This window comes from Halobacterium wangiae, from assembly GCF_021249345.1.
Classification (GTDB): Archaea; Halobacteriota; Halobacteria; order Halobacteriales; family Halobacteriaceae; genus Halobacterium; species Halobacterium wangiae.
Genome location: NZ_CP089588.1, coordinates 635522 through 656722 on the forward strand (window position 1 = coordinate 635522; position 21201 = coordinate 656722).

27 protein-coding genes are annotated in these 21201 nt (G+C 67.8%); 19 read left to right on the top strand and 8 right to left on the bottom strand.

The window, feature by feature from the left end:
* Genes LT965_RS03405 through secY form a run of 4 tightly spaced genes read left to right on the top strand, consistent with a single transcriptional unit; the run spans position 1 to position 3034 of the window.
* Positions 1-639, top strand: coding sequence for a 30S ribosomal protein S5 (locus LT965_RS03405; RefSeq protein WP_009487736.1), 639 nt, complete (start codon positions 1-3; stop codon positions 637-639).
* Positions 639-1103, top strand: coding sequence for a 50S ribosomal protein L30 (gene rpmD, locus LT965_RS03410; protein ID WP_232702611.1), 465 nt, complete (start codon positions 639-641; stop codon positions 1101-1103). The genes LT965_RS03405 and rpmD overlap by 1 nt, the downstream gene beginning before the upstream one ends.
* 2 nt (positions 1104-1105) lie before the next feature.
* Positions 1106-1567 (top strand): uL15m family ribosomal protein, encoded by a 462-nt coding sequence (locus tag LT965_RS03415; protein ID WP_232702612.1) that lies wholly within the window; start codon positions 1106-1108, stop codon positions 1565-1567.
* 3 nt (positions 1568-1570) lie between these two features.
* The gene (gene secY, locus LT965_RS03420; protein ID WP_232702613.1) at positions 1571-3034 is read left to right on the top strand and encodes a preprotein translocase subunit SecY; all 1464 of its coding nucleotides are present in this window, start codon (positions 1571-1573) and stop codon (positions 3032-3034) included.
* 125 nt (positions 3035-3159) lie between these two features.
* Here secY and LT965_RS03425 read toward each other — a convergent pair whose 3' ends face one another.
* The 5 genes from LT965_RS03425 to gvpA are packed head-to-tail and all read right to left on the bottom strand — an operon-like array spanning position 3160 to position 6032.
* Positions 3160-4029, bottom strand: coding sequence for a hypothetical protein (locus tag LT965_RS03425; protein WP_232702614.1), 870 nt, complete (start codon positions 4027-4029; stop codon positions 3160-3162).
* A 16-nt stretch (positions 4030-4045) separates the two neighbouring features.
* On the bottom strand, positions 4046-4762 hold the full coding sequence (locus LT965_RS03430; protein WP_232702615.1) for a hypothetical protein: 717 nt from the start codon (positions 4760-4762) through the stop codon (positions 4046-4048).
* Between the two features lie 54 nt (positions 4763-4816).
* Positions 4817-5170 carry a hypothetical protein gene (locus LT965_RS03435; RefSeq protein WP_232702616.1) on the bottom strand — a complete coding sequence of 118 codons (354 nt, stop codon included), beginning with the start codon at positions 5168-5170 and terminating at the stop codon, positions 4817-4819.
* Positions 5171-5195: 25 nt separating this feature from the next.
* On the bottom strand, positions 5196-5654 hold the full coding sequence (gene gvpO / locus LT965_RS03440) for a gas vesicle protein GvpO, halophile-type (RefSeq protein ID WP_232702617.1): 459 nt from the start codon (positions 5652-5654) through the stop codon (positions 5196-5198).
* Between the two features lie 15 nt (positions 5655-5669).
* The gene (gene gvpA / locus LT965_RS03445; RefSeq protein WP_269782710.1) at positions 5670-6032 is read right to left on the bottom strand and encodes a gas vesicle protein GvpA; all 363 of its coding nucleotides are present in this window, start codon (positions 6030-6032) and stop codon (positions 5670-5672) included.
* A gap of 93 nt (positions 6033-6125) precedes the next feature.
* On the opposite strand from gvpA, the gene LT965_RS03450 reads away from it, so the two are divergent.
* The 8 genes from LT965_RS03450 to gvpM are packed head-to-tail and all read left to right on the top strand — an operon-like array spanning position 6126 to position 10334.
* Positions 6126-6755 (top strand): GvpL/GvpF family gas vesicle protein, encoded by a 630-nt coding sequence (locus tag LT965_RS03450; protein ID WP_232702619.1) that lies wholly within the window; start codon positions 6126-6128, stop codon positions 6753-6755.
* Positions 6752-7006: a gas vesicle protein GvpG gene (gvpG, locus tag LT965_RS03455; RefSeq protein ID WP_232702620.1), complete on the top strand. Its 255-nt coding sequence runs from the start codon at positions 6752-6754 to the stop codon at positions 7004-7006. The genes LT965_RS03450 and gvpG overlap by 4 nt, the downstream gene beginning before the upstream one ends.
* Entirely contained in the window at positions 7003-7524 is a 522-nt protein-coding gene (locus LT965_RS03460) for a gas vesicle protein GvpH (protein ID WP_232702621.1), read from the top strand. Before gvpG ends, LT965_RS03460 begins: the two co-directional genes overlap by 4 nt.
* Positions 7521-8423: a hypothetical protein gene (locus LT965_RS03465; RefSeq protein ID WP_232702622.1), complete on the top strand. Its 903-nt coding sequence runs from the start codon at positions 7521-7523 to the stop codon at positions 8421-8423. The genes LT965_RS03460 and LT965_RS03465 overlap by 4 nt, the downstream gene beginning before the upstream one ends.
* On the top strand, positions 8416-8898 hold the full coding sequence (gene gvpJ / locus LT965_RS16555; RefSeq protein ID WP_269782711.1) for a gas vesicle protein GvpJ: 483 nt from the start codon (positions 8416-8418) through the stop codon (positions 8896-8898). Before LT965_RS03465 ends, gvpJ begins: the two co-directional genes overlap by 8 nt.
* Positions 8895-9203 (top strand): gas vesicle protein K, encoded by a 309-nt coding sequence (locus LT965_RS03475; protein WP_232702623.1) that lies wholly within the window; start codon positions 8895-8897, stop codon positions 9201-9203. Before gvpJ ends, LT965_RS03475 begins: the two co-directional genes overlap by 4 nt.
* Entirely contained in the window at positions 9200-10027 is an 828-nt protein-coding gene (gene gvpL / locus LT965_RS03480) for a gas vesicle protein GvpL (RefSeq protein WP_232702624.1), read from the top strand. Before LT965_RS03475 ends, gvpL begins: the two co-directional genes overlap by 4 nt.
* Position 10028: 1 nt before the next feature.
* Complete coding sequence (gene gvpM / locus LT965_RS03485) at positions 10029-10334, top strand: gas vesicle protein GvpM (RefSeq protein ID WP_232702625.1); 306 nt, start codon at positions 10029-10031, stop codon at positions 10332-10334.
* A 58-nt stretch (positions 10335-10392) separates the two neighbouring features.
* Here gvpM and LT965_RS03490 read toward each other — a convergent pair whose 3' ends face one another.
* Complete coding sequence (locus LT965_RS03490) at positions 10393-12981, bottom strand: PAS domain S-box protein (protein ID WP_232702626.1); 2589 nt, start codon at positions 12979-12981, stop codon at positions 10393-10395.
* A 107-nt stretch (positions 12982-13088) separates the two neighbouring features.
* On the opposite strand from LT965_RS03490, the gene trkA reads away from it, so the two are divergent.
* Both trkA and LT965_RS03500 read left to right on the top strand, forming a co-directional pair.
* The gene (gene trkA, locus LT965_RS03495) at positions 13089-14432 is read left to right on the top strand and encodes a Trk system potassium transporter TrkA (protein WP_232702627.1); all 1344 of its coding nucleotides are present in this window, start codon (positions 13089-13091) and stop codon (positions 14430-14432) included.
* Positions 14429-15997: a TrkH family potassium uptake protein gene (locus tag LT965_RS03500; protein WP_232702628.1), complete on the top strand. Its 1569-nt coding sequence runs from the start codon at positions 14429-14431 to the stop codon at positions 15995-15997. Before trkA ends, LT965_RS03500 begins: the two co-directional genes overlap by 4 nt.
* Positions 15998-16003: 6 nt before the next feature.
* Here the strand turns inward: LT965_RS03500 and LT965_RS03505 are convergent, their stop codons facing one another.
* Positions 16004-16399, bottom strand: coding sequence for a DUF7975 family protein (locus tag LT965_RS03505; RefSeq protein WP_232702629.1), 396 nt, complete (start codon positions 16397-16399; stop codon positions 16004-16006).
* Positions 16400-16552: 153 nt separating this feature from the next.
* Here LT965_RS03505 and LT965_RS03510 point away from each other — a divergent pair, with 153 nt between their 5' ends.
* On the top strand, positions 16553-17086 hold the full coding sequence (locus tag LT965_RS03510) for a hypothetical protein (RefSeq protein WP_232702630.1): 534 nt from the start codon (positions 16553-16555) through the stop codon (positions 17084-17086).
* 69 nt (positions 17087-17155) lie between these two features.
* On the opposite strand, the gene LT965_RS03515 is transcribed toward LT965_RS03510, so the two are convergent.
* Complete coding sequence (locus LT965_RS03515) at positions 17156-17746, bottom strand: class I SAM-dependent methyltransferase (RefSeq protein ID WP_232702631.1); 591 nt, start codon at positions 17744-17746, stop codon at positions 17156-17158.
* A gap of 78 nt (positions 17747-17824) precedes the next feature.
* On the opposite strand from LT965_RS03515, the gene LT965_RS03520 reads away from it, so the two are divergent.
* The 4 genes from LT965_RS03520 to LT965_RS03535 all read left to right on the top strand — a co-directional run bounded on the left by LT965_RS03520 (position 17825) and on the right by LT965_RS03535 (position 21184).
* Positions 17825-18475, top strand: coding sequence for an adenylate kinase (locus LT965_RS03520; RefSeq protein WP_232702632.1), 651 nt, complete (start codon positions 17825-17827; stop codon positions 18473-18475).
* A gap of 206 nt (positions 18476-18681) precedes the next feature.
* Positions 18682-19824: a S8 family peptidase gene (locus LT965_RS03525; RefSeq protein ID WP_232702633.1), complete on the top strand. Its 1143-nt coding sequence runs from the start codon at positions 18682-18684 to the stop codon at positions 19822-19824.
* Between the two features lie 118 nt (positions 19825-19942).
* Positions 19943-20278, top strand: coding sequence for a BsuPI-related putative proteinase inhibitor (locus tag LT965_RS03530; protein ID WP_232702634.1), 336 nt, complete (start codon positions 19943-19945; stop codon positions 20276-20278).
* Between the two features lie 33 nt (positions 20279-20311).
* Positions 20312-21184, top strand: coding sequence for a DUF106 domain-containing protein (locus tag LT965_RS03535; protein ID WP_232702635.1), 873 nt, complete (start codon positions 20312-20314; stop codon positions 21182-21184).
* The last annotated feature ends 17 nt before the right edge of the window (positions 21185-21201 follow it).

Here is a 21201-nt window from a genome sequence, read left to right on the forward strand (position 1 = left end):
ATGGGCTACAACGACACCTGGGAACCGAAGACGCGCCTGGGTCGCCTCGTCCAGGACGGCGAGATAGAGGACATGTCCGCCGCCCTCAACAGCGGGCTCCCGCTCAAGGAGCCGGAGATCGTCGACAACCTCATCCCGGGGCTCGACGACGAAGTGCTGGACATCAACATGGTCCAGCGCATGACGGACTCCGGCCGCCGAGTGAAGTTCCGCTGCGTGGTCGTCATCGGTAACCGTGACGGCTTCGTCGGCTACGCCGAAGGTCGCGACGACCAGGTCGGCGGCGCCATCCAGAAGGCGATCGAGGTCGCGAAACTGAACATCATCGACGTCTCGCGCGGCTGCGGGTCGTGGGAGTGTGGCTGTGGGCGACCCCACACCGTCGCGCTCCGCACGACCGGCAAGGCGGGCAGCGTCGAGGTTGAACTGATTCCCGCCCCGCGTGGCCTCGGCCTCGCGGGCGGCGAGACGGTCCGACACGTGCTTGAACTCGCGGGCATCGACGATATCTGGACGCGCTCCTCGGGGAAGACGCGGACGACGGTGAACTTCGCGAAGGCGACGTTCAACGCGCTCCGCAACACCGCCGAAGCGCGCGTGCCCGAACACGCTCGCGAGCAGCGCGAGGTGATCGAGTGATGCGGGCGGTCGTCCAGGTCCGCGGTGACGTCAACATGAGCGGCGACGTCGTCGACACGCTGGAGATGCTCAACATCCACAGCGTCAACCACTGCGCGCTCGTCCCCGAGACGGAGACGTACGACGGGATGGTCGCGAAGGTCAACGACTTCGTGGCGTTCGGCGAACCGAGCCTCGACGTGCTCACCTCGCTGGTCGGTCGGCGCGGCGAACCCCTCGAGGGGAGCGCCGACATCGACGACGAGTGGGTCGCCGAGAACACCGACTACGACGACGTCGACGACCTCGCACGCGCGCTCCTCGACGAGGAGACGACGCTGCGAGAGGCCGGGCTCGCGCCCGTCCTCCGACTGCACCCGCCGCGTGGCGGCCACGACGGCATCAAGCAGCCGGTCAGCGACGGCGGCCAGCTCGGAAAGCACACCACCGAGGAGATCGACGACCTCCTCACCGACATGCGCTAACCATGACTAGCAAGAAACGACGACAACGCGGCTCCCGGACGCACGGCGGCGGCACCCACAAGAACCGCCGGGGCGCCGGCAATCGCGGCGGCCGTGGGCGTGCGGGTCGCAAGAAACACGAGCAACACAACTACGAAGACGTCGGCAAGAGCGGCTTCAAGCGCCCGGAGAAGACCGACCGGGACGTCGCCGAGGTGTCCGTCCAGAAGCTCGACGAGGACATCGCCCTGCTCGCGGCCGACGGGGTCGCCGAGGAGACCGACTTCGGCTACCGCGTCGACGCCCGCGACGTCGCCGAAGACGGCTGGGAGGCCGACGTGGTGAAGGTGCTCGGCGGTGGACAGGTGTACGAACAGCTCGAGGTGACGGCGGACGCGTTCTCCGCGGGCGCCGTCGAACTCATCGAGAGTGAGGGCGGCGACGCCGTCGTCTCCGAGCGCGGAGCGGAAGACAACGAGGAGTAACCCATGGGATGGAAGGAGTCTGCTGCGCCGGTCCTCACGCGGATGCCCGCAGTGCAGCGTCCGGAGGGGCACGTTCCGTTCCGTCGGAAGATGTACTGGACGGCCGGCGTCCTCATCCTGTACTTCTTCCTGACGAACGTCTCGCTGTGGGGCCTCCAGGCTGGCGGTGACGACTTCTTCGGTCAGTTCCGGAGTCTGCTCGCCGGCGGTCAGGGGACGGTGCTCCAGCTGGGCATCGGCCCCATCGTCACGGCGAGCATCGTCCTGCAGTTGCTGGGCGGTGCGAACCTGCTCGGTCTGGACACGAACGATCCGCGTGACCAGGCGATCTACCAGGGGCTCCAGAAGTTCCTGGTGGTCGTGATGGTGTTCCTGACGGGGCTCCCCATGGTGTTCCTCGGGAACTTCCTCCAGCCGAGCGCGCAGCTCGCCCAGAGCCTCGGCGTCGGCATCCTCGGCGTTCGAGTGCTCATCTTCGCCCAGATCGCAGCGGGTGGCGTCCTGCTGCTGTACATGGACGAGGTCATCTCGAAGTGGGGTGTCGGCTCCGGTATCGGCCTGTTCATTGTGGCCAACGTGAGCCAGAGCCTGGTCGGTGGCCTGTTCTTCTGGGAGGGCGACGTCGGCAACCAGGGGCTCATCCCCACCTGGTTCGACATCGCGATGGGGAACGTCTCGAACATCCCACCGCTGCTGACGACCGACGGGCTCTCCTTCGTGTTGATGCAGGCCGGCATCCTCGGCGTCATCACGACGGTGCTCATCTACGTCGTCGTCGTGTACGCCGAGAGCGTGCGCGTCGAGATCCCGCTCAGCCACGCCCGCGTGAAGGGCGCCCGGGGCCGCTTCCCGGTGAAGCTCATCTACGCGAGCGTCCTGCCGATGATCCTCGTTCGCGCGCTGCAGGCGAACATCCAGTTCCTCGGGCAAATTCTCCAGTCGACGATGAACCTGCCGGCGTGGGCCGGCGTCTACGCGGACGGACAGCCCGTCAGCGGGCTGTTCTACTACCTCGCACCCATCTACAACCCCGACGCGTGGATGTGGTGGACCGCGGCCTCGACGGCCGAGCCGTGGCAGGTGATGATCCGCATCGCCGTCGACCTCACGTTCATGGTCATCGGCGGCGGTATCTTCGCCATCTTCTGGGTGGAGACCGCCGACATGGGCCCCGAGGCGACCGCCAAGCAGATCCAGAACTCCGGGATGCAGATCCCGGGCTTCCGGAAGAACCTCGGCGTCATCGAGAAGGTCCTCGAACGGTACATCCCGCAGGTCACCGTCATCGGCGGTGCCCTCGTCGGCCTGCTCGCCGTCATGGCGAACATGCTCGGCACCATCGGGAACGTCACCGGGACGGGCCTGCTGCTGACGATCTCCATCACGTACAAGCTGTACGAGGAGATCGCCGAGGAGCAGATGATGGAGATGCACCCGATGATGCGCGACATGTTCGGCGGCGACTGACCGGGACGCAATCCGGTTTCCATTTTTCGCGGCGGACCACGCCACGAGAGTAGCGTCAGCGACGCGGGACTGCCCCACCGCCGACGAGCGTCGAAGAAGCATGGGGGCGTCCCGCTATCCGGGACTCACTCATCGCTGTCGAGGGCCGCCGAGAGTTTCTCGGTCAGTTCGTCCCGACTGAGGTTCGCCTGGATGTCCCGCTCCTTCGCGAGCGACTGGAGTTCGCGGTAGGACAGTTCGGAGAGGTCGTCGACGCCCTCCGGGAACACGTCTTCGCCCCCCTCCGCCTCGCCCTCGCTCTCCGCCTCTTCCGCCTCGCCTTCCTCCTCACCCTCTGCCGCCGATTCGTCCTCCTCCGTCTCCTCTGCCGGGACTGCTCCAGCCCCCTCCTCGACGGCCTGCTCTGCACTCCCCGTTTCCCCCGCTTCGTCTCCATCGCCGGAGTCCTCTTCTTCGGCCTCCGCTTCGTCTCCGTCGCCGGATTCTTCTCCTTCGGTCTCCTCGCCTTCCGCCTCTTCGTCCTCCTCTCCTTCTCCCTCCTCATCCTCCGCTCCACCTTCATTTTCCTCGTCCTCCGCTTCCTCACCTTCAGCCTCCTCTCCTTCTCCCTCCTCACTCTCCGCTTCCTCGCCTTCCTCGCCCTCCTCGCCTTCAGCCTCCTCCTCACCCTCGTCTTCCTCGCCCTCCTCGCCTTCAGCCTCCTCCTCACCCTCGTCTTCCTCGCCCTCCTCGCCTTCAGCCTCCTCCTCACCCTCGTCTTCCTCGCCGCGACTGAGTGCCGAGCGAATCGCCTCCGCGATCTGTTCGGCGAGCATCTCCCCGACCTTCCGGCCGACCAGGGAGCCAACAGCGCCGCCGATTGCTTCCGAGGTCGACTTGTCGCCGTCGAAGTCGAACTCCTCGGCGAGCTCCGTCCCCTCGATCAGCTCCTCGTAGTCGATGCTCTCTAGCAGTTCTTCCGTGTCGATCTGGTCCGTGAGGGATGGCTCACTCATCAGTAGCGTACCAGGGTCATGCGTTCGCGGCCTCGTTGCCGTTGCCGTTGCCGTTACCGTTGTCGCCGCCGCTGTCGAGGAGCTGGGAGACCAGTTCTTCGAGGAACTGCGAGAGCAGTTCCATCAGCGGGAGCGCCGCGACGGCGTTGCCGAGCATCTCGCGGAGACGGGCCGCCAGCTTGCCGGCGAGTTTCCGGGCCCGCGCGAACGGGTTCGGGAGGTCGGGGAGGCTGGGCAGAGACGGCATGCTTGGTAGCAGGCCACCGTCGCCACCGCCGAGCAGACTCCCCAGTCCGCCGCCGTCGAGCAGTCCGGTCACGGCCGACAGCAGGTTCCCGAGGAGGTTGCCGGCGCCGGGCCGTGCGGTGAGGTCCAGCGTCACCTCGTCGAGGTCGACCTCCAGACCGAGCAGGTCGAGGAACAACCGGTCGAGGTTGAGGTGGAGGATGCGCGTTCCGTCCTCGGCAGTCGCCTCCTCGCGCTGTTCGTCCTCCTCCTCTTCGTCGCCGGCCGCTTCCGCCTCGTCACCGTCTCCTTCGGCCGCTTCGTCGCCGTCCTCCTGCTCGGATTCTTCGGCCGCTCCCTCCTCGTCCTCCCCGGCGTCTCCGCCCTGTTCAGTCGACTGTTCTGTCGCCTCCTCGTCGTCCTCGTCCGTTTCGGGTTCCTGGAGTTCGCCACCGTCTGGGACGAGAACACGGACGGAGACCGGAGTTCCGTCAGAACTGTTTCCCATACCACGTGATAACAGATTTCCACACTTAACCCGGCGGCTTGCAAGGTTCGCCCATTAATCTGCGTGGGGGGTGAACCCCTTCCGACAGTCGAGGCAGACGTGGGAGTCCTGGTTGAGCGCCTTCGCACTGGACTCACTGAGGCTGTCCCGGCTCGCGAGGAGTGCCGCGCCGACGCCGGCCTTGTACACCTGGTCGCTGCTCCCGCACGACGGACAGCTCACCGACGAGCCGTCTTCGAGCCCGGCGGTGCGCCGTTCCAGCTGCTTGACGCGCGACCTGAGCTTCTTGATCGTGTCGTCGTCGTCGTTGTCGGCCTGAGCGATCAACTCCACGGCCTCCGAGAGTTCGACCGGTTCGTCGATCCACGGGAGTTGGACGGTTTCGCTTGTTTCGCTGGTTTCGCTCATTGTGGTGCGTGTGGCGCTGTGACCGTCATACGTCCTGCTGCGTGTCGTCGCGGCGGTACCGGTGTGTCCGGTGGTAGCCGGTTATCTTTCGGTCCTCGTCGAGTGTCAGTTCGTAGCGCCCGAGGATGTCCTGTGTGTCGGGGACGCTCTTCCGTTCGACGACCTCGACGGCGACAGTCCACGTGTCGTCCCCGTGGTCGATGCTGGTGATTCCACTGAGGGGGTAGCCGACGATGTCTTCGGCGACATCCGCCACCTCAGCGCGAATCGCCCCGATCTCTGAGTCAGTCGATGTGTTTGACATGGTTGTCCGTCGGTCTTCGGAGTCGTCGGTTGCCTGGTCGTCGGTCTCTGCAGCGTCGGCTCCCTCTGCCACCGCCTCGTCGGCCGGGGAGTGCTGGTAACAGAAGCCGTCCTCCCCGGCCGGCCGCGAGCACCGCGTTCCCTGTTCGGTGATCGCCGAACACTGCGCCTCGGAGGCCATCGGTGGACAGTGGTGTCAGGACTCGTCTGACTGGGATTCGATCTCCACTGCCTGTTCCGGTTCCTCCTGCTGGGATTCCTGCTGGGACTCCTGCTGCAGGGACTGCTTCCATTCGGACTCCTTCTGGTCGCGGGACCGAATGTCGAGTTCGTCGAGCGCCCCTTCCTCCTCGGCCGCCTCGATCCGCGATATCTCCTGGGCGTAGTGGAGGAAGGTGTCGACGGAGGCGATCACGACGCGGGCCTCGACGGTGAGGATCTCGATCCCGACGAGCGAGATGCGAGCCCAGACGTCGATGACCACACCTTTGTCGAGGATTCGGTCGAGAACCTCCACGAGCTGACCCGACTGTGGGCGTGTGGCTGTTGAAGCACTCATTGCAACCGTACTGTTCGCGCAGTACGCGGGTACATGTTATGCCTGCACGCACAAGCACGGTTTTGATTCAACCGAGTCACCGAATGAGAGAGTATGGAAGAGGACGCGCTCTACGCCTACGGGGTCATCGACGGGGAGGCGGTCGAGTTCGAGACTGAGGGTGTCGGAGGGGCACAGCGAGCCTACTCCGTCGGAGACGACTCGCTGTTCGCCGTCGTGACGGACGTCGACACGCTCGACCCCGAACGGTCCGACGAGAACGTCCGCGCTCACAACGAGGTCCTCCAGCAGCTGCTCGAGTACGACGGGGGGCGGACCGTCGTCCCGATGCAGTTCGGGATGGCGTTCAAGGACGAGCGAACGCTGCAGAACCTGCTGAGCGAGACTCGTCCCGCGTTCACCAAGGCGCTCGAGGAGGTCGAGAACACGGTCGAACTCGGACTCAAGGTGATCACGGAGGCGGGCGCGGACGTCGACCGGAGCGCGATCCAGGCGGAGGTGGCCGACCGATTCGACGAACTCGCGGTGAGTTCGACGGCGGACGACCTGTTCTCCGAGCGCCTCGTCAGCAACCGCTCGTTCCTGGTCGACCGCGACGACCGGGAGGCGTTCGACCAGGCCGTCGGCGAGTTCGAGGCCGACCACGACGATCTGCTGGTCCAGTACACCGGTCCGTGGCCGCCGTACAACTTCGTCGACATCCAGATCGGGGCCAAACAATGATCATCGTCGACGACCTGTTCGTCCGTCCGTTCGTCTCCATCCTCGATTCGATTCACGCGCTCGCGCTCGAGGAGATGTACGACGTCGGGGAGATCCAGAACCAGCTGAAGGAGAACCGGCTGTTCTACGAACTCGGCGAACGCTCCGAGGAGGAGTACGAGCGACGCAAGGCCGAACTCGAGGAGGAACTCAGGATCGCCGAGTCCGCCCACGAACAGCTCCGCAACAAGCAGATACGGGTGCGACAATGAACGACGACCGCGAACCCGACCGGGACGACGACACGGGGAAGGGGCTGCTCGGGGCGATCCGACAGGTCCTCGGCGCGCTGGCGGACGCCGAGCGGGAGGGGCAGAGCGGAGTCGTGGGGGGCGGCAAGCGGTCCGGCGACCGCGTCTCGGTCGAGTACGGGTTCACCGGACGGCTCGGCGACCTCATCGACGAGACGGACGGGAGGCGACCCCGGGCGAGTTCGCGCCCGGACACGGAGGCGATCCCCGAGACCGAGACCGAGACCGAGACCAATAGCACCCACTTGCTCGACGTCCGGGAGGAGGAGGGAGCGTTCCTCGTCGTCGCGGACGTCGCGGGCGTCGACGTCGACGACCTCACCGTCGGACTCACCGACGAGCGGACGACCCTCGTCGTCCTCGTCGAGGACGAGCAACTCGGCCGTATCGACCTCCCGTGGCGGGCCGCCGAGGTCGAGGCCCAGCACCAACACGGCGTCCTCGAAATTCGGCTCACGCCGGAGGAGGGAGCCGGATGAGCGACGACGAGTTCGACGTCGACCGGCTGATCGGTCTCCTCGAGGACGGTCGGGACTACCTCACCCGGTTCAAGCGCGCGGTGGTCCAGGACGAGAGCAACGAGGACCTCATGGAACTCGCCGACGACCTCTGGACGGTGCTCGACGAACTGGAGGACGTCCTCGAGACGATCGACTTCGACGAACTCCCGGACGCGATCGACCTCGAAGAGCTCCCCGACGCGATCGACGTCGAGAACCTCCCCGACAGGCTCCTTGACGAGGACGAGGCGGCCATCGACCTCACCCACGCGCGAGAGGCCGTCAACCTCCGCGAACTGTGGGAGGCCGTCGACCTCACGGAACTGTACAAGCAGGCCAAGGAGCTCGACGCCGCGACCGACGACGTCATGGGTGCGGTCGGCGCCGGCGACGACGGGGACGGGGACGGGGACGAGGACGACGGCCTCCTGGAGGGGGTCGTCGAGATGGGCGAGGGGGCGACCGCCGGGCTCGGCGCCGCGGTGAGTCAGGCGGCCATCGAGGAGGAGATCCAGGACGCGATCGAGCAGTTCCGCGAGATGCTGCTGTCGACCCACGAACTGCTCCGGAAGCTCTACGAGAAGAACAAGGAGAGCCTGGGGCAGCCGGGCCGCCAGCCCGACTCGCTGAACCCCTCCGCGTACTCCACGCTCCCACCGGGGCCGGTGCCCGACTCCGCGTCGACCCGGACCTCGACGGTCCCTGACCGGGTGAAGTACTCGGGGGTCGAGCCGTCTCGACGCATCTACGGACGGCGGTTCGAACGGGAGCAGAAACGCAGGCAGGCGGACAGCGACGAGCGCACAGACGACGAGACGGCGACCGAGAGCGACCAGTCCGACGCGGAGGACGAGGAGGTGACAACTACAGATGACTAGCCCGAAACCCACCCGCCAACAGGCGGATCTGGCCGACGTCCTGGAGATGGTGCTCGACAAGGGCATCGTGATCAACGCCGACATCGCGATCACCGTCAACGAGACGGAACTGATCGGTATCGAACTCCGAGCGGCAATCGCGTCCTTCGAGACCGCCGCCAAGTACGGGCTCGCCTTCCCGAGCGGGACCGACATGCGCCGGGTCGAGCAGGCTTCCGGTCGGGAGCCCCTCGACGACGACGAGACGGTCGACCTCGGGATCGGGGCGAGTTCCGGCGGCGCGGCCGCGGAGGACGCCACCGAGAACCCGCCACGGACGCGCCCGGACCCCGAGACGCCGTTCGAGGAGGACGAGGCGGACGAGGACGACGAGCGCGCGAGCGAGTCGGAAGACGACACCGAAGAGCGTCAGAGCGAGGAGGCCGCGCCGACGACCGACGCGTCCGGTGACGGGGCCGATTCGGAGGACGCATGAAGGAGATCGAACTCGACGACGAGGACGGGGGCGGTGCCTCCGGCCTGATGGCGCTGCTCGTCACGGTGATGGAACTGCTCGTCGAGACGATGGAGCGCGAGGCGATCCGGCGGATGGAGTCGGGGTCGCTCACGCCCGAGGAGATCGAGCGCCTCGGCGCCCAGCTACATGCGATCGAGGCGGAGATCGAGGACATCAAGGCTCGCGAGGGTATCGAGGACGACGTTGAGGCGCTCCGTGACGACCTCGATTCGCTGGTCTCGGAGGCGGTCGAACAGGTCCGTGCGGAGGAGATCCCGGAATGACCGACCCCCAACCCGTCGACGACGGGAATGCGGACCTCGACTTCGAGGAGGGACGCTACCTCTACTGTGCGGTGTACGCCGACGACGACGCGACCATCTCGGCGGAGGGCCTCGACGGCGAGTCAGTCTCACTGCTCGTCGCGGACGGCGTCGGCGTGGTCGTCCAGCCGGTCGACTCGGTGTTCGACTCCGAGGACCTGACCCAGGTGCGGGAGTGGCTGCTCACCCACCAGGGAGTGGTCGACGACGCCGGAGAGGCCTTCGGGACGCCGCTGCCGTTCCGCTTCGACACGATCCTCCGCGGCGACGACGAGATAGTCTTCGAGTGGCTCGCGGGCCACCGTGCGGAGATCGAGGACGCGCTCTCGTGGCTCGCCGGGCGCTGGGAGTACCGCATCGAGGTGCGCTGGGACGAGGCAGCCGTCACCGAGTCGGTACGGGACACCGAGGACCTCCAGGCGCTCGCCGACCGGGTCGAGGACGCCTCGGAGGGGACGGGGTTCCTGCTCGAGTCGCAGTACGAGACCCGTCTCACGGAGCTCCTGGCGGAGCGACGCCGAGAGGTGGAGGCGGACCTCGCCGAGCGACTCGAACCCCACGCGGTCGAGATCCAGATGACGGGCGAGGGCCCGGGCGTGTTCTCGGGCGGGGCAGACGACGGCTTCGAGACGGTGACACAGTTCTCCGTCCTCGCCGAACGCGAGGCGGAGGGAGCCATCGGCGACCAACTCGAGCCGATCGCCGACCGGCCGAACTACGACGTCCGGTACACCGGCCCGTGGCCACCGTACAGCTTCGCGCCGGAGATCGGGGGTGAGCAGTAGCGTGGACCCGAACAAAGAGCGGGACCACGCGATCGTCGACGTACTCGACGTCCTGCTCCGGGAGGGGGCGATGATACAGGCGGACGTGCTGGTGACCGTCGCGGACATCCCGCTGGTGGGTATCAACCTCCAGGCGGCGGTCGCGGGGATGACGACGATGCGGGAGTACGGCTTCTTCGAGAACTGGGACCTCGAGACGCGCGAGGCGGCTCTGGAGACGTCGACCCAGGACGAGTCGGACACCGAGGAAGGATCCGCCATAGAGGAATCGCCCATAGCGGAGTCGTCCCGGGAAGAGTCGTCGTAGCGGAGTCCAAGGACCGGCAGTGACTGACTCGTGAGAACGAGCGCCGACCTGGCCGGCGCTACGTCTCGAACTCGAAGCGCGCGCCGCCGTCCTCGCTCTCTCCGAGCGACACCGACCAGCCGTGGTTCTCCGCGATGTTCTCCACGATGGCGAGGCCGAAGCCCGTGCCGTCCGCCGCCGTGGTGTACCCCATCTCGAAGACGTCCTCGCGCTCGTCGTCGGGGATGCCCGGTCCGTCGTCCGCGACGAAGAACCCCTCGCGGTCCTCGAGGGGGCTGACCCGAATCCGAACGCCCGTCTCCGCCTCGGCGACCGAGCCGTCGAGTTGCGTCTGGGCGACCGGCGGCGAGGCGTGCTCGACGGCGTTGCGGAAGAGGTTCTCGAGCAGTTCCTGGAGTCGGCCGCGGACCGCCTCCACGGTCACGCCCTCGAGGTCGAGACTGAGTTGGGCGTCGCCCGTGTCGACGGAGTCCCACGCGGAAATCGCGGCGACCTGCAACGCCACCTCGTCGGTGTCGCGGCCCGCCGTCCCGTCGCGGGCGAGCGCGAGCAGTTCCTCGAGGATCTCGTCGATCCGGTCGAGAGACCCCTCGACGCGGTCCAGCGCATCGTCGTCCTCGTGCTGCCGGTACTGCTCGAGCCAGCCGGTGGCGACGTTGAGCGGACTCCGGAGGTCGTGGCTGACAACGCTGGCGAACTCGTTGAGCCGTTCGTTCCGGGCCTCGAGTTCGCGCTCGCGGCGCTTGCGCTCGGTGACGTCCCGGAGGACGCCGATGGTGCCACGGAACTCCTCGTCGAACGGACGGAGCGCGAGGTGGCACTCGACGACGTGGGCCTCGTCGGCGTCCGTCGGGTAGGCGTGGAACTCGAACTTTCCCTTCGTGACGCCGCCCGCGGAGAGCAGTTCGCCGACGGTCTCCTCGTAGCGCGGGACGACCTCCGGGTCGAAGACGCCGTCCTCGACGAGTTCGGGGACGCTCGTCGACTCCAGGTCCGACTGCGAGTAGCCGGTGAGACTGGCGACCTGCGCGTTGGCGCTGACGCAGTTCGCGTCCCCGTCGACGATGAAGACGCCGTCGGGCGCCGTCTCGACGATGGTCTCGTACTGACGCCGCTCGCGGTCGCGCTGTCGGCGATCGCTGATGTCTCGACAGATAGCGAGCACCGCCGGTTCGCCCTCGTACGTGATCGTCGAGGCGGTGAACTCGATGGGGACGCGCTCGCCGTCGACGCTCTCCGCTTCGAACTCGTAGCGGCGCTCCGGGTCGTCGCCCCCGACGCGACGTTCGAAGCGTTCGAGCACCGTCGAGCGGTGTTCGGGAGCGACGACCTCCGCGATCGGCGTCCCCTCGAGGCTGTCGGCGCTCGCGTCGAGGATGTCCGCGGCCCGGGAGTTGGCGAACTGGAGTCGTTCGTCCTGGGCGATGATGACGGCGTCGTTGGCCTCCTCGACGACGGTCGCGTACTTCTCCTCGCTCTCCCGGAGTTTGCGCTCGCGGCGCTTGCGCTCGGTGACGTCGCGGACGACACCCGCGGTGCCCTGGAACTCGACGTCGAAGGGGAGCAACGCGATGTGGACCTCGACGCTCGTGACGTCGTCGGACCAGTTCTCCCCGCTCATCTCGGCGATTCCGGCCGTCTCCTCGCCGCCCAGCAGGTCCCGGATGATGGCCTCGCCAGCCTCGATGTCGTCGTCGGTCATCACGACCGAGCAGTGCTCGCCGACGAGGTCCTCGCGGTCGCGGCCCGTCAGCTCCTCGAAGGCGTCGTTGACGAACGTGAACACCCCCTCGGCGTCGAGGGTGTAGACCGCGTCGCCGACCGCCTGCACGATGGTCTGGACGCGCTCGATCTCCTGTTCGTGCTTGACGCGGTCGGTGATGTCGGTGAACGAGGCGACGACGCGGTCCACGTCGCCGTCTGCGTCGAACAGCGGCGCACAGTGCATCACGAGGTACTTCCGCCAGCCGTCCGGCCACTCGATGGCGAGCCGCTCACCGTGGAGCGGCTGTCCGGAGCTCGCCACCCGTCTGGCGGGGTGGTCGCCCTCGTGGATCGGTTCGCCGTCGAGCGTCTCGAAGGTCCACTCCGGGGTCGTCGGGAGTTCGGTGTCGGCGAGGCCGAGCGTCGCCTTCGCGCGGTCGGTCGCCGACGCGACGCTGCCGTCCGGTTCGAAGACGACCGACCCCGGCGTGGTCGTCAGTACCTGTTCGAGGAGGTGTTTCTCCTCGCGGAGCGCCTCCTTCGAACGGCGCTTCTCGACGGCGTTGCGGACGCGGTTGGCGAGCACCGCGTACTGGTCGGTGCCGCCGCCCTTCTGGAGGTAGTCGGTGACGCCCGCGGAGATGGCGTCGCTGGCGATCTCCTCGCTGCCCTTCCCGGTGAACAGCACGAACGGCAGTTCGGGGTCGCGCTCGCGGACCACGGCGAGGAACTCTAGGCCGTCCATCCCCGGCATGTCGTGGTCGGAGACGACGCAGTCGACCGACGCCGATTCGAGGAACTCCAGGGCGGGTTCCGCGGCGGGGCGCGTCGTCACGTCGAACTCCTCGGCCTCCCGCTCGAGGTACGTGGCCGTGAGGTCCGCCATCGAGTCGTTGTCCTCGACGAGGAGTACCTGGACGGGAGCCCCTGAACCGCGTGTCATCTTCTCACAATGTACGGCGGGGGACAATAAACGTTGTAGTCGGTTCCGAAGGGCTATTGCGTGGGGAGTTCGACCTATCGGTCATGCTAACCGGGGGCGCGAACTGAATGCGCATCCTCATCGTCGGAGCGGGTGAAGTCGGGTCGAGCATCGCGAACAGCCTGGCGGACGCCCACGAGGTCGTCGTCGTGGACGTCGACCCCGACCGCGTCGAGTCGATGACGTACTCCCACGACGTGCTCGCGGTCAGTGGGGACGGCACCGACCTCGACGTGCTCGTGGAGGCGGAGGTCGAGCGCGCCGACGTCGCCATCGCCAGCACGGACGACGACGAGACGAACCTGGCGACGTGTGGCACCGTCAACACCGTCAGCGACGCGTTCACCATCGCCCGCGTGAAGAACACCACCTACCTCGACACGTGGCGGAACCACCAGGGCGCGTTCGGCGTCGACTTCATGGTGTGTACGGACCTGCTGGCCGCGGAGGCCATCGTCCGCATCGTGGGCCTCCCGACCGCCCGGGACGTCGACCCGTTCGCCGGTGGCCACGTCGAGATGGCCGAGTTCGAGGTGCCCGCAGGCACTCCGCTCGCGGGCCAGACGGTGGCGGAGGCGGACCAGTTCGACGAACTGACCTTCGTCGCCATCATCCCCGACGGCGCGGACAGCGCGGTGATTCCCCGCGGGGACACCGTCATCACGGGCGACGCCCGCATCGTCGTCGTCGGGCGCCCGGCTGCGGTACGGAGCTTCTCGGCCACGATAAACCCCGACGAAGCGGCGGGCGAGGTCGACGACGTGGTCGTCGTCGGCGGCAGCACGACCGGTGAACTGACCGCCGAACTCCTCGCCCAGCGTGGAATCAAGCCCCGCATCGTGGAGGTCGACCGGGACCGGGCCAGGGAGCTCGCCGAGCGCATCCCGTCGGCGACCATCCTCTCCCACGACGGCACCGACCCCGAGTTCCTCACCCGCGAACACGTCCAGAACGCGGACGTCGTGGTCGCCACGCTCGGCAGCGACGAGCGGTCGCTGCTGGCGGCGCTCCTCGCCAAACGCGTCGGCGCGACGCGGGCCATCGCCGTCGTCGAGCAGGCCCGCTACGTCGATCTCTTCCAGGAGGTCGGCGTTGACGTCGCGGTGAACCCCCGGCAGGTCACGGCAGAGGAGATCACGCGGTTCACGCGCGAGCGGCACGCGGAGAACGTCGCCATCATCGAACCGGGAGGCGCCGAGGTGCTGGAGATCGAAATCGAGGAGGGGAGCGTGCTGGCGGGCCGCGCCATCAAGGACGTCGCAGGCGAACTCCCGGACGGCGTCGTCATCGGAGCCATCACACGGGACGACGAGTACGTCGTTCCCCGCGGCGACACGGTCGTCCACGTCGGCGACCACGTGGTCGCGTTCGTCCGCGCCGACGCGCTCGACGAGGTCACCTCGAAGCTATGAACCTCCGGGTGGAGTGGCGCGCCAGCGTCGCACTCGTCGGGACAGTCGTGAAGTGGCTCTCGGTGCCGCTGCTCGCGCCGCTGGTCGTCGCGCTCTACTACGGCGACGGGGGCCTGGTCGCGTTCGGCGCGACCATCGTCGTCGCGTTCGGCCTGGGGACGTGGCTCGAATCGCTGGGCGACCCGGACGCGATGGGGATCAGGGAGGGGTTCCTGATGGTGGCGTTGACGTGGTTCGCGGTGAGTGTCGTGGGCGCGCTACCGTACCTCCTGGCCGCTCACGGCGTTCCCGGCATCCTGCCAGCGACGGCGCCGTCGTCGACGCTCGCCAACCCGGCGAACGCGCTGTTCGAGTCGATGAGCGGCTTCACGACGACCGGAGCGACCGTGCTCGGTTCGATCTCCTTCGAGACGCACTCCCACGCGATACTGCTGTGGCGCCAGCTCACCCAGTGGCTCGGGGGCATGGGCATCGTCGTGCTCGCGGTCGCCATCCTCCCCGAACTCTCCGTCGGCGGCGCCCAGTTGATGGACGCGGAGGCGCCGGGACCGGGCATCGAGAAGCTCACGCCCCACATCGCGCGGACGGCTCGCGCCCTCTGGCTGGTGTACGCAGGCATCACCGCCCTCGAGATGGTGTTGCTGTACGGCCTCCACGTCGGCGGTTACGCTCCGAACATGGGGGTGTACAACGCCATCGCCCACGGCCTCACGACGATGGCGACCGGCGGCTTCAGCCCGGAGGCGCGCTCCATCGAGGCGTTCTCCGCGGCCGTCCAGTGGCTCGTCGTCCCGTTCATGGTCGCGGCGGGGACGAACTTCGCGCTGTTCTGGCACGTCCTCCAGGGGGACACCGACGAACTATTCGAGGACGCGGAGTTCCGGTTCTACGTCGGCGTCGTCGGTACGGTGACCGCGCTGCTCGCGGCGATCCTGTTCACGGGTCCGGCGCTCGGTCTGCGGGACGCCGTCGCGCCGGTCGCCGGCGACTTCGGGGAGTCGCTGCGGCACGCCGCGTTCCAGGCCGCCTCCATCGTCACCACGACGGGGTACGCGAGCATGGACTTCAACGCGTGGAGCCAGCCGGGACAGATGGTGCTGTTCGTCGCCATCTTCCTCGGTGGGAGCGCGGGGAGCACGGGCGGCGCGGTGAAGATGGTGCGCTGGCTGGTCATCCTGAAGTCGCTCAGACGGGAGCTGTTCGTCTCCGTCCACCCGGACGCTGTCCAGCCCCTCCGGCTGGCCGGCCGGGTGCTCGACGAACGCGGGGTCCGCGGCATCTACGCGTTCACGGCGGTCTACTTCGCACTGTTCGTCTTCGGCACCGTGTTCGTCGCCATCGACGCCGGGCGCATCGAGGAGACGGTGACGACCTTCGAGGCGATGAGCGCCGTCGCCGCGACCCTCGGTAACGTCGGTCCCGGCTTCGGCATCGTCGGGCCGATGAACAGCTACCTGCCGTTCACCAACTCGTCGAAACTGCTGATGGTCGGGCTGATGTGGATCGGTCGCCTCGAGATCCTCCCCGTGCTCGTGCTGTTCACGCGGTCGTACTGGCAGTCCTGACGCCGCTCAGACCTCGACCGCCCACAACTGGAAGTCCTCGGGGAGGTCGTACACCTCCCGGAAGACGGCCTCGACGAACTGGCCGACGCGGTCGTCGTCGGCGCGCGCCTCGATGCGAACGTTCGTCCCGGGAGCGTCCTCCTCGGTGTCGCGGGCGGTGACAGTGAACGCGCCGAAGCGCGCGAGTACGTCGCTCAGCACGTCGAGTTCCTCGTCGGTGCAGTCGAGGTTGAGCGTGCCGTCGGCGTACTGCACCCACGGCGGGAGGAACTCCGGGTCGTCGCTCGGGTCGTCGTCGGCTTCCAGCGTGCAGAACGCGCTCTCTCGTTCGCGGTGGGCGGCGACGGCGTCCGCGACGAGCGCGACGCGCTCGGCCTCCGAGTCGGCGTCGAATCGGGTCATACTGGCGCTTCGACGCCCGCCCACTAATGGGAACCGGGTTCGCCCCCGAGCACGAGGGGAGCCAACCGGCGGAGTAGTGGCCAGTTGCCGTCACGATGTCTGTCAGGTGGGTTGCAAACGTTTACCCGTCGCGTCGGTGTGTGTCGGAGTAGTATGACAGACCAATCTGAGCAAGGAGCAGGGATGGAACCGGGGCGACCAGCCGACGGCGAACCGTCGCTCGTCGACGAGTTACAGCAGCCGACGCCGATGCGGTACATCAAGTTCGCCGTCGCGATGTTCGCGGTTGTCGGCGTCGGGTACGGCCTGACGTTCTGGCTGTTCTCCGAACTCGGCACCATGGGGAACACCGGCGGGTCGATCCTCGTCGGTATCGGGACGTTCTTCGGCTTCCTGCTCGGACCAGTGGTCGCCGTGGGCACGGGCGCGTACACGGCCCTGAACTGGGAGGGCGAGGAGACGAAACTCGTCGCCGCGGCCGCCGGCGTCGGTGCCGCTGCCGGCTACGTCGTACTCGTGATGGTGCTGTTGCTGTTCGCCAGTCTGTCTTCCTCCGGCGGTGGCGGCGGGGGCGGCGGAACGAGTCTCCCCGGCGGAACCGGCGGGACGTTCGGATTGCTCCTGGGAATCGCCGCAACGGCCACGCTCACCGTCTACCTGACGGCCCGCGTTCGCATCGAATCCTGAGGGAGACGGCCCCGCGTCCGTCGTCACCACACCCGTCTGCGTGCCGAACGTCACACCGCGACCGGCGCGTCAGCGCGGCGTGGCCAGCGTGTTCACCCAGCGGCCCTCGGCGCGGGCCTCGCCTTCGAGGCCCGCGTCCGCGAGCAACTCTCGGAACTCGTCGCCACCGTAGTACGCGAAGAAGCGGTCGTCGCCGCCGCCGTGGTCGTCGTCGGGTTCGAAACCCGCGCTCTCGCCGCGTTTCACCGAGCAGAACAGCACGCCGTCGTCGGCGAGCACGCGCTCGAACTCGGCGAGCGCGTCGACGGCCGCCGGTTTCGGGAGGTGGTGGAGGACCGCACACGCCCAGACACCGTCGAACGCGCCGTCGGGAACCGGGAGCGAGCGCAGGTCGCCGCGGACGAACGCGCCGTCGACGTCCTCGCGGGCGGCCGCGACGAACGAGTGGGTGATGTCCACGCCCACCACGTCGAGGCCGCGGGCAGCGAACACCGCAGCGTCGCTCCCCGGGCCACAGCCGGCGTCGAGCACGCGGTCGCCGGCGAGCGCGTCGAAGAACGGGTCGCCGTGCCGCTCCGCGACGCTGGCCGTCCGGTACTTCTCGCAGTAGGCGTCGGCGTGGTCCTCGTAGGTCGCGGCGGTCTGGAGGGACTCGTCCATGCGCTCCCTCTAGTTCGAGGGGTCATAGGTTTGGCCGGAAACAACACCTCCTTAATCGGGGCCGGAGAACAGACGTGTATGAGTAGTCCACACGTGCTGATTCTCGGCGCGCCGGGCGCGGGGAAGGGCACGCAGAGCCGACGTCTCACCGAGGAGTTCGGCATCGAACACGTCACGACCGGTGACGCGCTCCGTGGGAACAAGGAGATGGACATCGGCCACCTCGACCTCGAGTACGACACGCCCGGCGAGTACATGGACGCCGGCGAACTCGTCCCCGACCCGGTGGTCAACGAGATCGTGAAGAAGGCCCTCGAGGACGCCGACGGCTACGTGCTCGACGGCTACCCGCGCAACGAGAGCCAGACGGAGTACCTCGACTCCATCACGGACCTCGACGTCGTGCTCTACCTCGACGTCGCGGAGGACGAACTCGTCCGGCGACTCACCGGCCGTCGCGTCTGTGAGGACTGCGGCGCGACCTACCACGTCGACTTCGACCCACCCGCGGAGGAGGGCGTCTGCGACGAGTGCGGCGGCGACCTCTACCAGCGCGAGGACGACACGGAGGAGACCGCCCGCGAGCGCATCCGCGTCTACGAGGAGAACACCCAGGACGTCGTCGACTACTTCCGCGACGAGGGCGTGCTCGCCGAGATCGACGGCGAACAGACCCCCGACGAGGTGTGGGACGACGTCAGGGACACCGTCGCCGAGCGCGCGGAGTAACGGCCGACGACTCGTTCTGGCGGCCCAGGAGACCGGTAGCCGTGGCTGTGTCGCCCACGTGGGAGCGACGACGCCTCCTGGGACCGCGTCCGAGAGCGGCACCCGGAGACCCACCGGCCCCGGTGTTAGTTTCCTATTATCAGCAATAAAATATAGGTAGATGCTGAAAAAGTTTAACTACCCCATGGCCTGTTGTACCGTCCGCCATGGTGTACTCACCCACGGGCAGGACACGACGTGACGTACTGAAAGCGGCCGGCACAGCCGTCGCGGGTCTCGGGCTGACGGGGTTGGCGTCGGCTACGGCGAACACCGTCGAGGTGAACGTCGGCTACCGGAGCGAGAGCGGGAAGCGGGCCGCGAAGGCCGAGGCGTCAGGCGTCGTCCGGGAGTTCAACTTCGACGCGCTCACCATCCGGGTGAACGAGAACGCTATCGAGGGCCTCTCCCAGCGCCCGGACGTGCGGTACGTCGAACGCAACGGCACGATGCACGCCCTCGACCAGCAACTCACGTGGGGCGTCGACCGCGTCGACGCCGAGGTGGCGACGGCGAACGGGTCGACGGGGTCGGGCGCCGACGTCGCGATCCTCGACACCGGCATCGACTCCGACCACCCGGACCTCGTCGACAACCTCGGTGCGGGCCGGGCGTTCGTCAGCGCTCGCGGCCCCTACGCGGAGAACTGGGACGACGACAACGACCACGGCACGCACTGCGCGGGCATCGCGGACGCCGACGACAACAGCCAGGGGGTCCGCGGCGTTTCCACGGAGGCGACACTCCACGCCGTGAAGGTACTCGACAAGCGCGGCTCCGGGTCGTTCTCGGACATCGCCGCGGGCGTCGAGTACGTCGCCGACCAGGGCTGGGACGTCGGGTCGATGAGCCTCGGCGCGTCCTCCGGCTCCCGGACCCTCAAGGACGCCTGCTCGTACGCCGTCGACCGGGGCGTGCTCCTCGTCGCCGCGGCCGGCAACGACGGGCCGTGTGGCGACTGCGTGGGCTACCCGGCGGCCTACCAGGAGTGTCTCGCGGTGTCCTCGTCGGCGTCCGACGACTCGCTGTCGTCGTTCTCCTCGACGGGGCCGGAGGTCGAACTCGTCGCGCCCGGCACGGACGTCTACTCGACGGTTCCGGGCGGCTACGACACGTTCTCGGGCACCTCGATGGCGACACCCCACGTCGCGGGCGCCGCCGGCCAGCTGATGGCCGACGGCTACACGAACACCGAGGCGCGCAGCAGGCTGAAGAGTACCGCCGAAGACATCGGCCTCGCGGACAACGAGCAGGGCGCCGGCCTCCTCGACACGGCGGCGGCGCTCGGGTACGACTCCAGCGACGACTGAGCAGCGACAGAGGCACAGCCACCGACGGGCCGCGGTACCCTCCGCGGCCCCACCACAGAGGCGCAGCCACCACCGACGGACCCGGTGTACTTTGTGCGGTCCAGCCGAGGAACGACACGTGCTCGACGCCACACTCGCGGTGACCACGGACGCGGAGGCAGCGTTCGCACTGACTGTCGAGAACGTCGGCAGCGAGGCGGTGTCGCTGTCGTTCCGGGACGGACAGCGCGCAGAGTTCGTCGTCGAGCGGACGGCCGACGGCGAGACGATCTGGCGGTGGAGTGACGACCGGATGTTCTCGATGGCCGTCGAGTCCGACGCGCTCTCTCCAGGCGCCGCGACGACGTACGAGGCGACGTGGTCGGCCCCGCAGTCGGGCGACTACGTGGCGCGTGCGTGGCTGACGGCGACCGACACCGACGTCGAGGCGGAGACGGCGTTCGTCGTTCCGTAAGAGGTTCAAGCGGTCGCCGCAAAGGAGCGCACAATGGTACGAACTGCGGAGAAGGTCCGCTCGCTGGTCCGGGAGGACCCCGAGATGGCGACCATACTGGACGACCTCCTCGACCAGGAGGGCGAACTCCACTGGCAGGACGTCAGAGACGACGTCTCCAGCGGCCAGTGGGGGCGCCTCCTCGAGAAGGACATCCTCGTCGAGGCCGACGAGGGCTTCGAGTTTGCAGACCCGGAGGGGGTCCGCGACGGACTCGGACCCGAAGAAGAGGCCGACACGGAGAGCCCGGAGACGACGTCGTGGTCGAAGTGGGACAAGCTCGCGGCCGTCGGCGCGGTCGGCGCGATGGTCGGCTACAGCGTCGGTCCCATCCGGAACGCGGTCGGCGGGACCGTCGAACTGCTCATCGGCCCCATCGACGCCGTCCTCCCGTTCTACGTCGTCGTGATGGTGCTGGCGGTGCTCACCGGCCTCTACTCCACGCTCCTGCAGGCGAACCTCACCGACATGTCGAAGATGTCCGAGTACCAGGAGCGCGCGAAGGACCTCCAGGACCGGATGTCGGCGGCCAAGGAACGCGGCGACGAGGCCGAGATCGAGCGCCTGCGCGAGGAGCAGATGGAGGCGTTCGGCGACCAGGCGAACATGCTCAAAGAGCAGTTCCGGCCGATGGTCTGGATCATGCTGCTGACCATCCCGGTGTTCCTCTGGATGTACTGGAAGCTCGGCACCGGGCAGGTGCCGACGAGCGAGCTCGAGATGACCCTGCCGCTGATGGGCGAGTCGAATCTCCGGACCGGGCGTGCGCTGTTCTTCCCGGTGTGGATCCTCTGGTACATGCTCTGCTCGTTCAGCTTCTCGAACGTCATCCGGAAGGCGCTGAACATCCAGACGACGCCGACGTAAACCCACTTTTTGCTCTG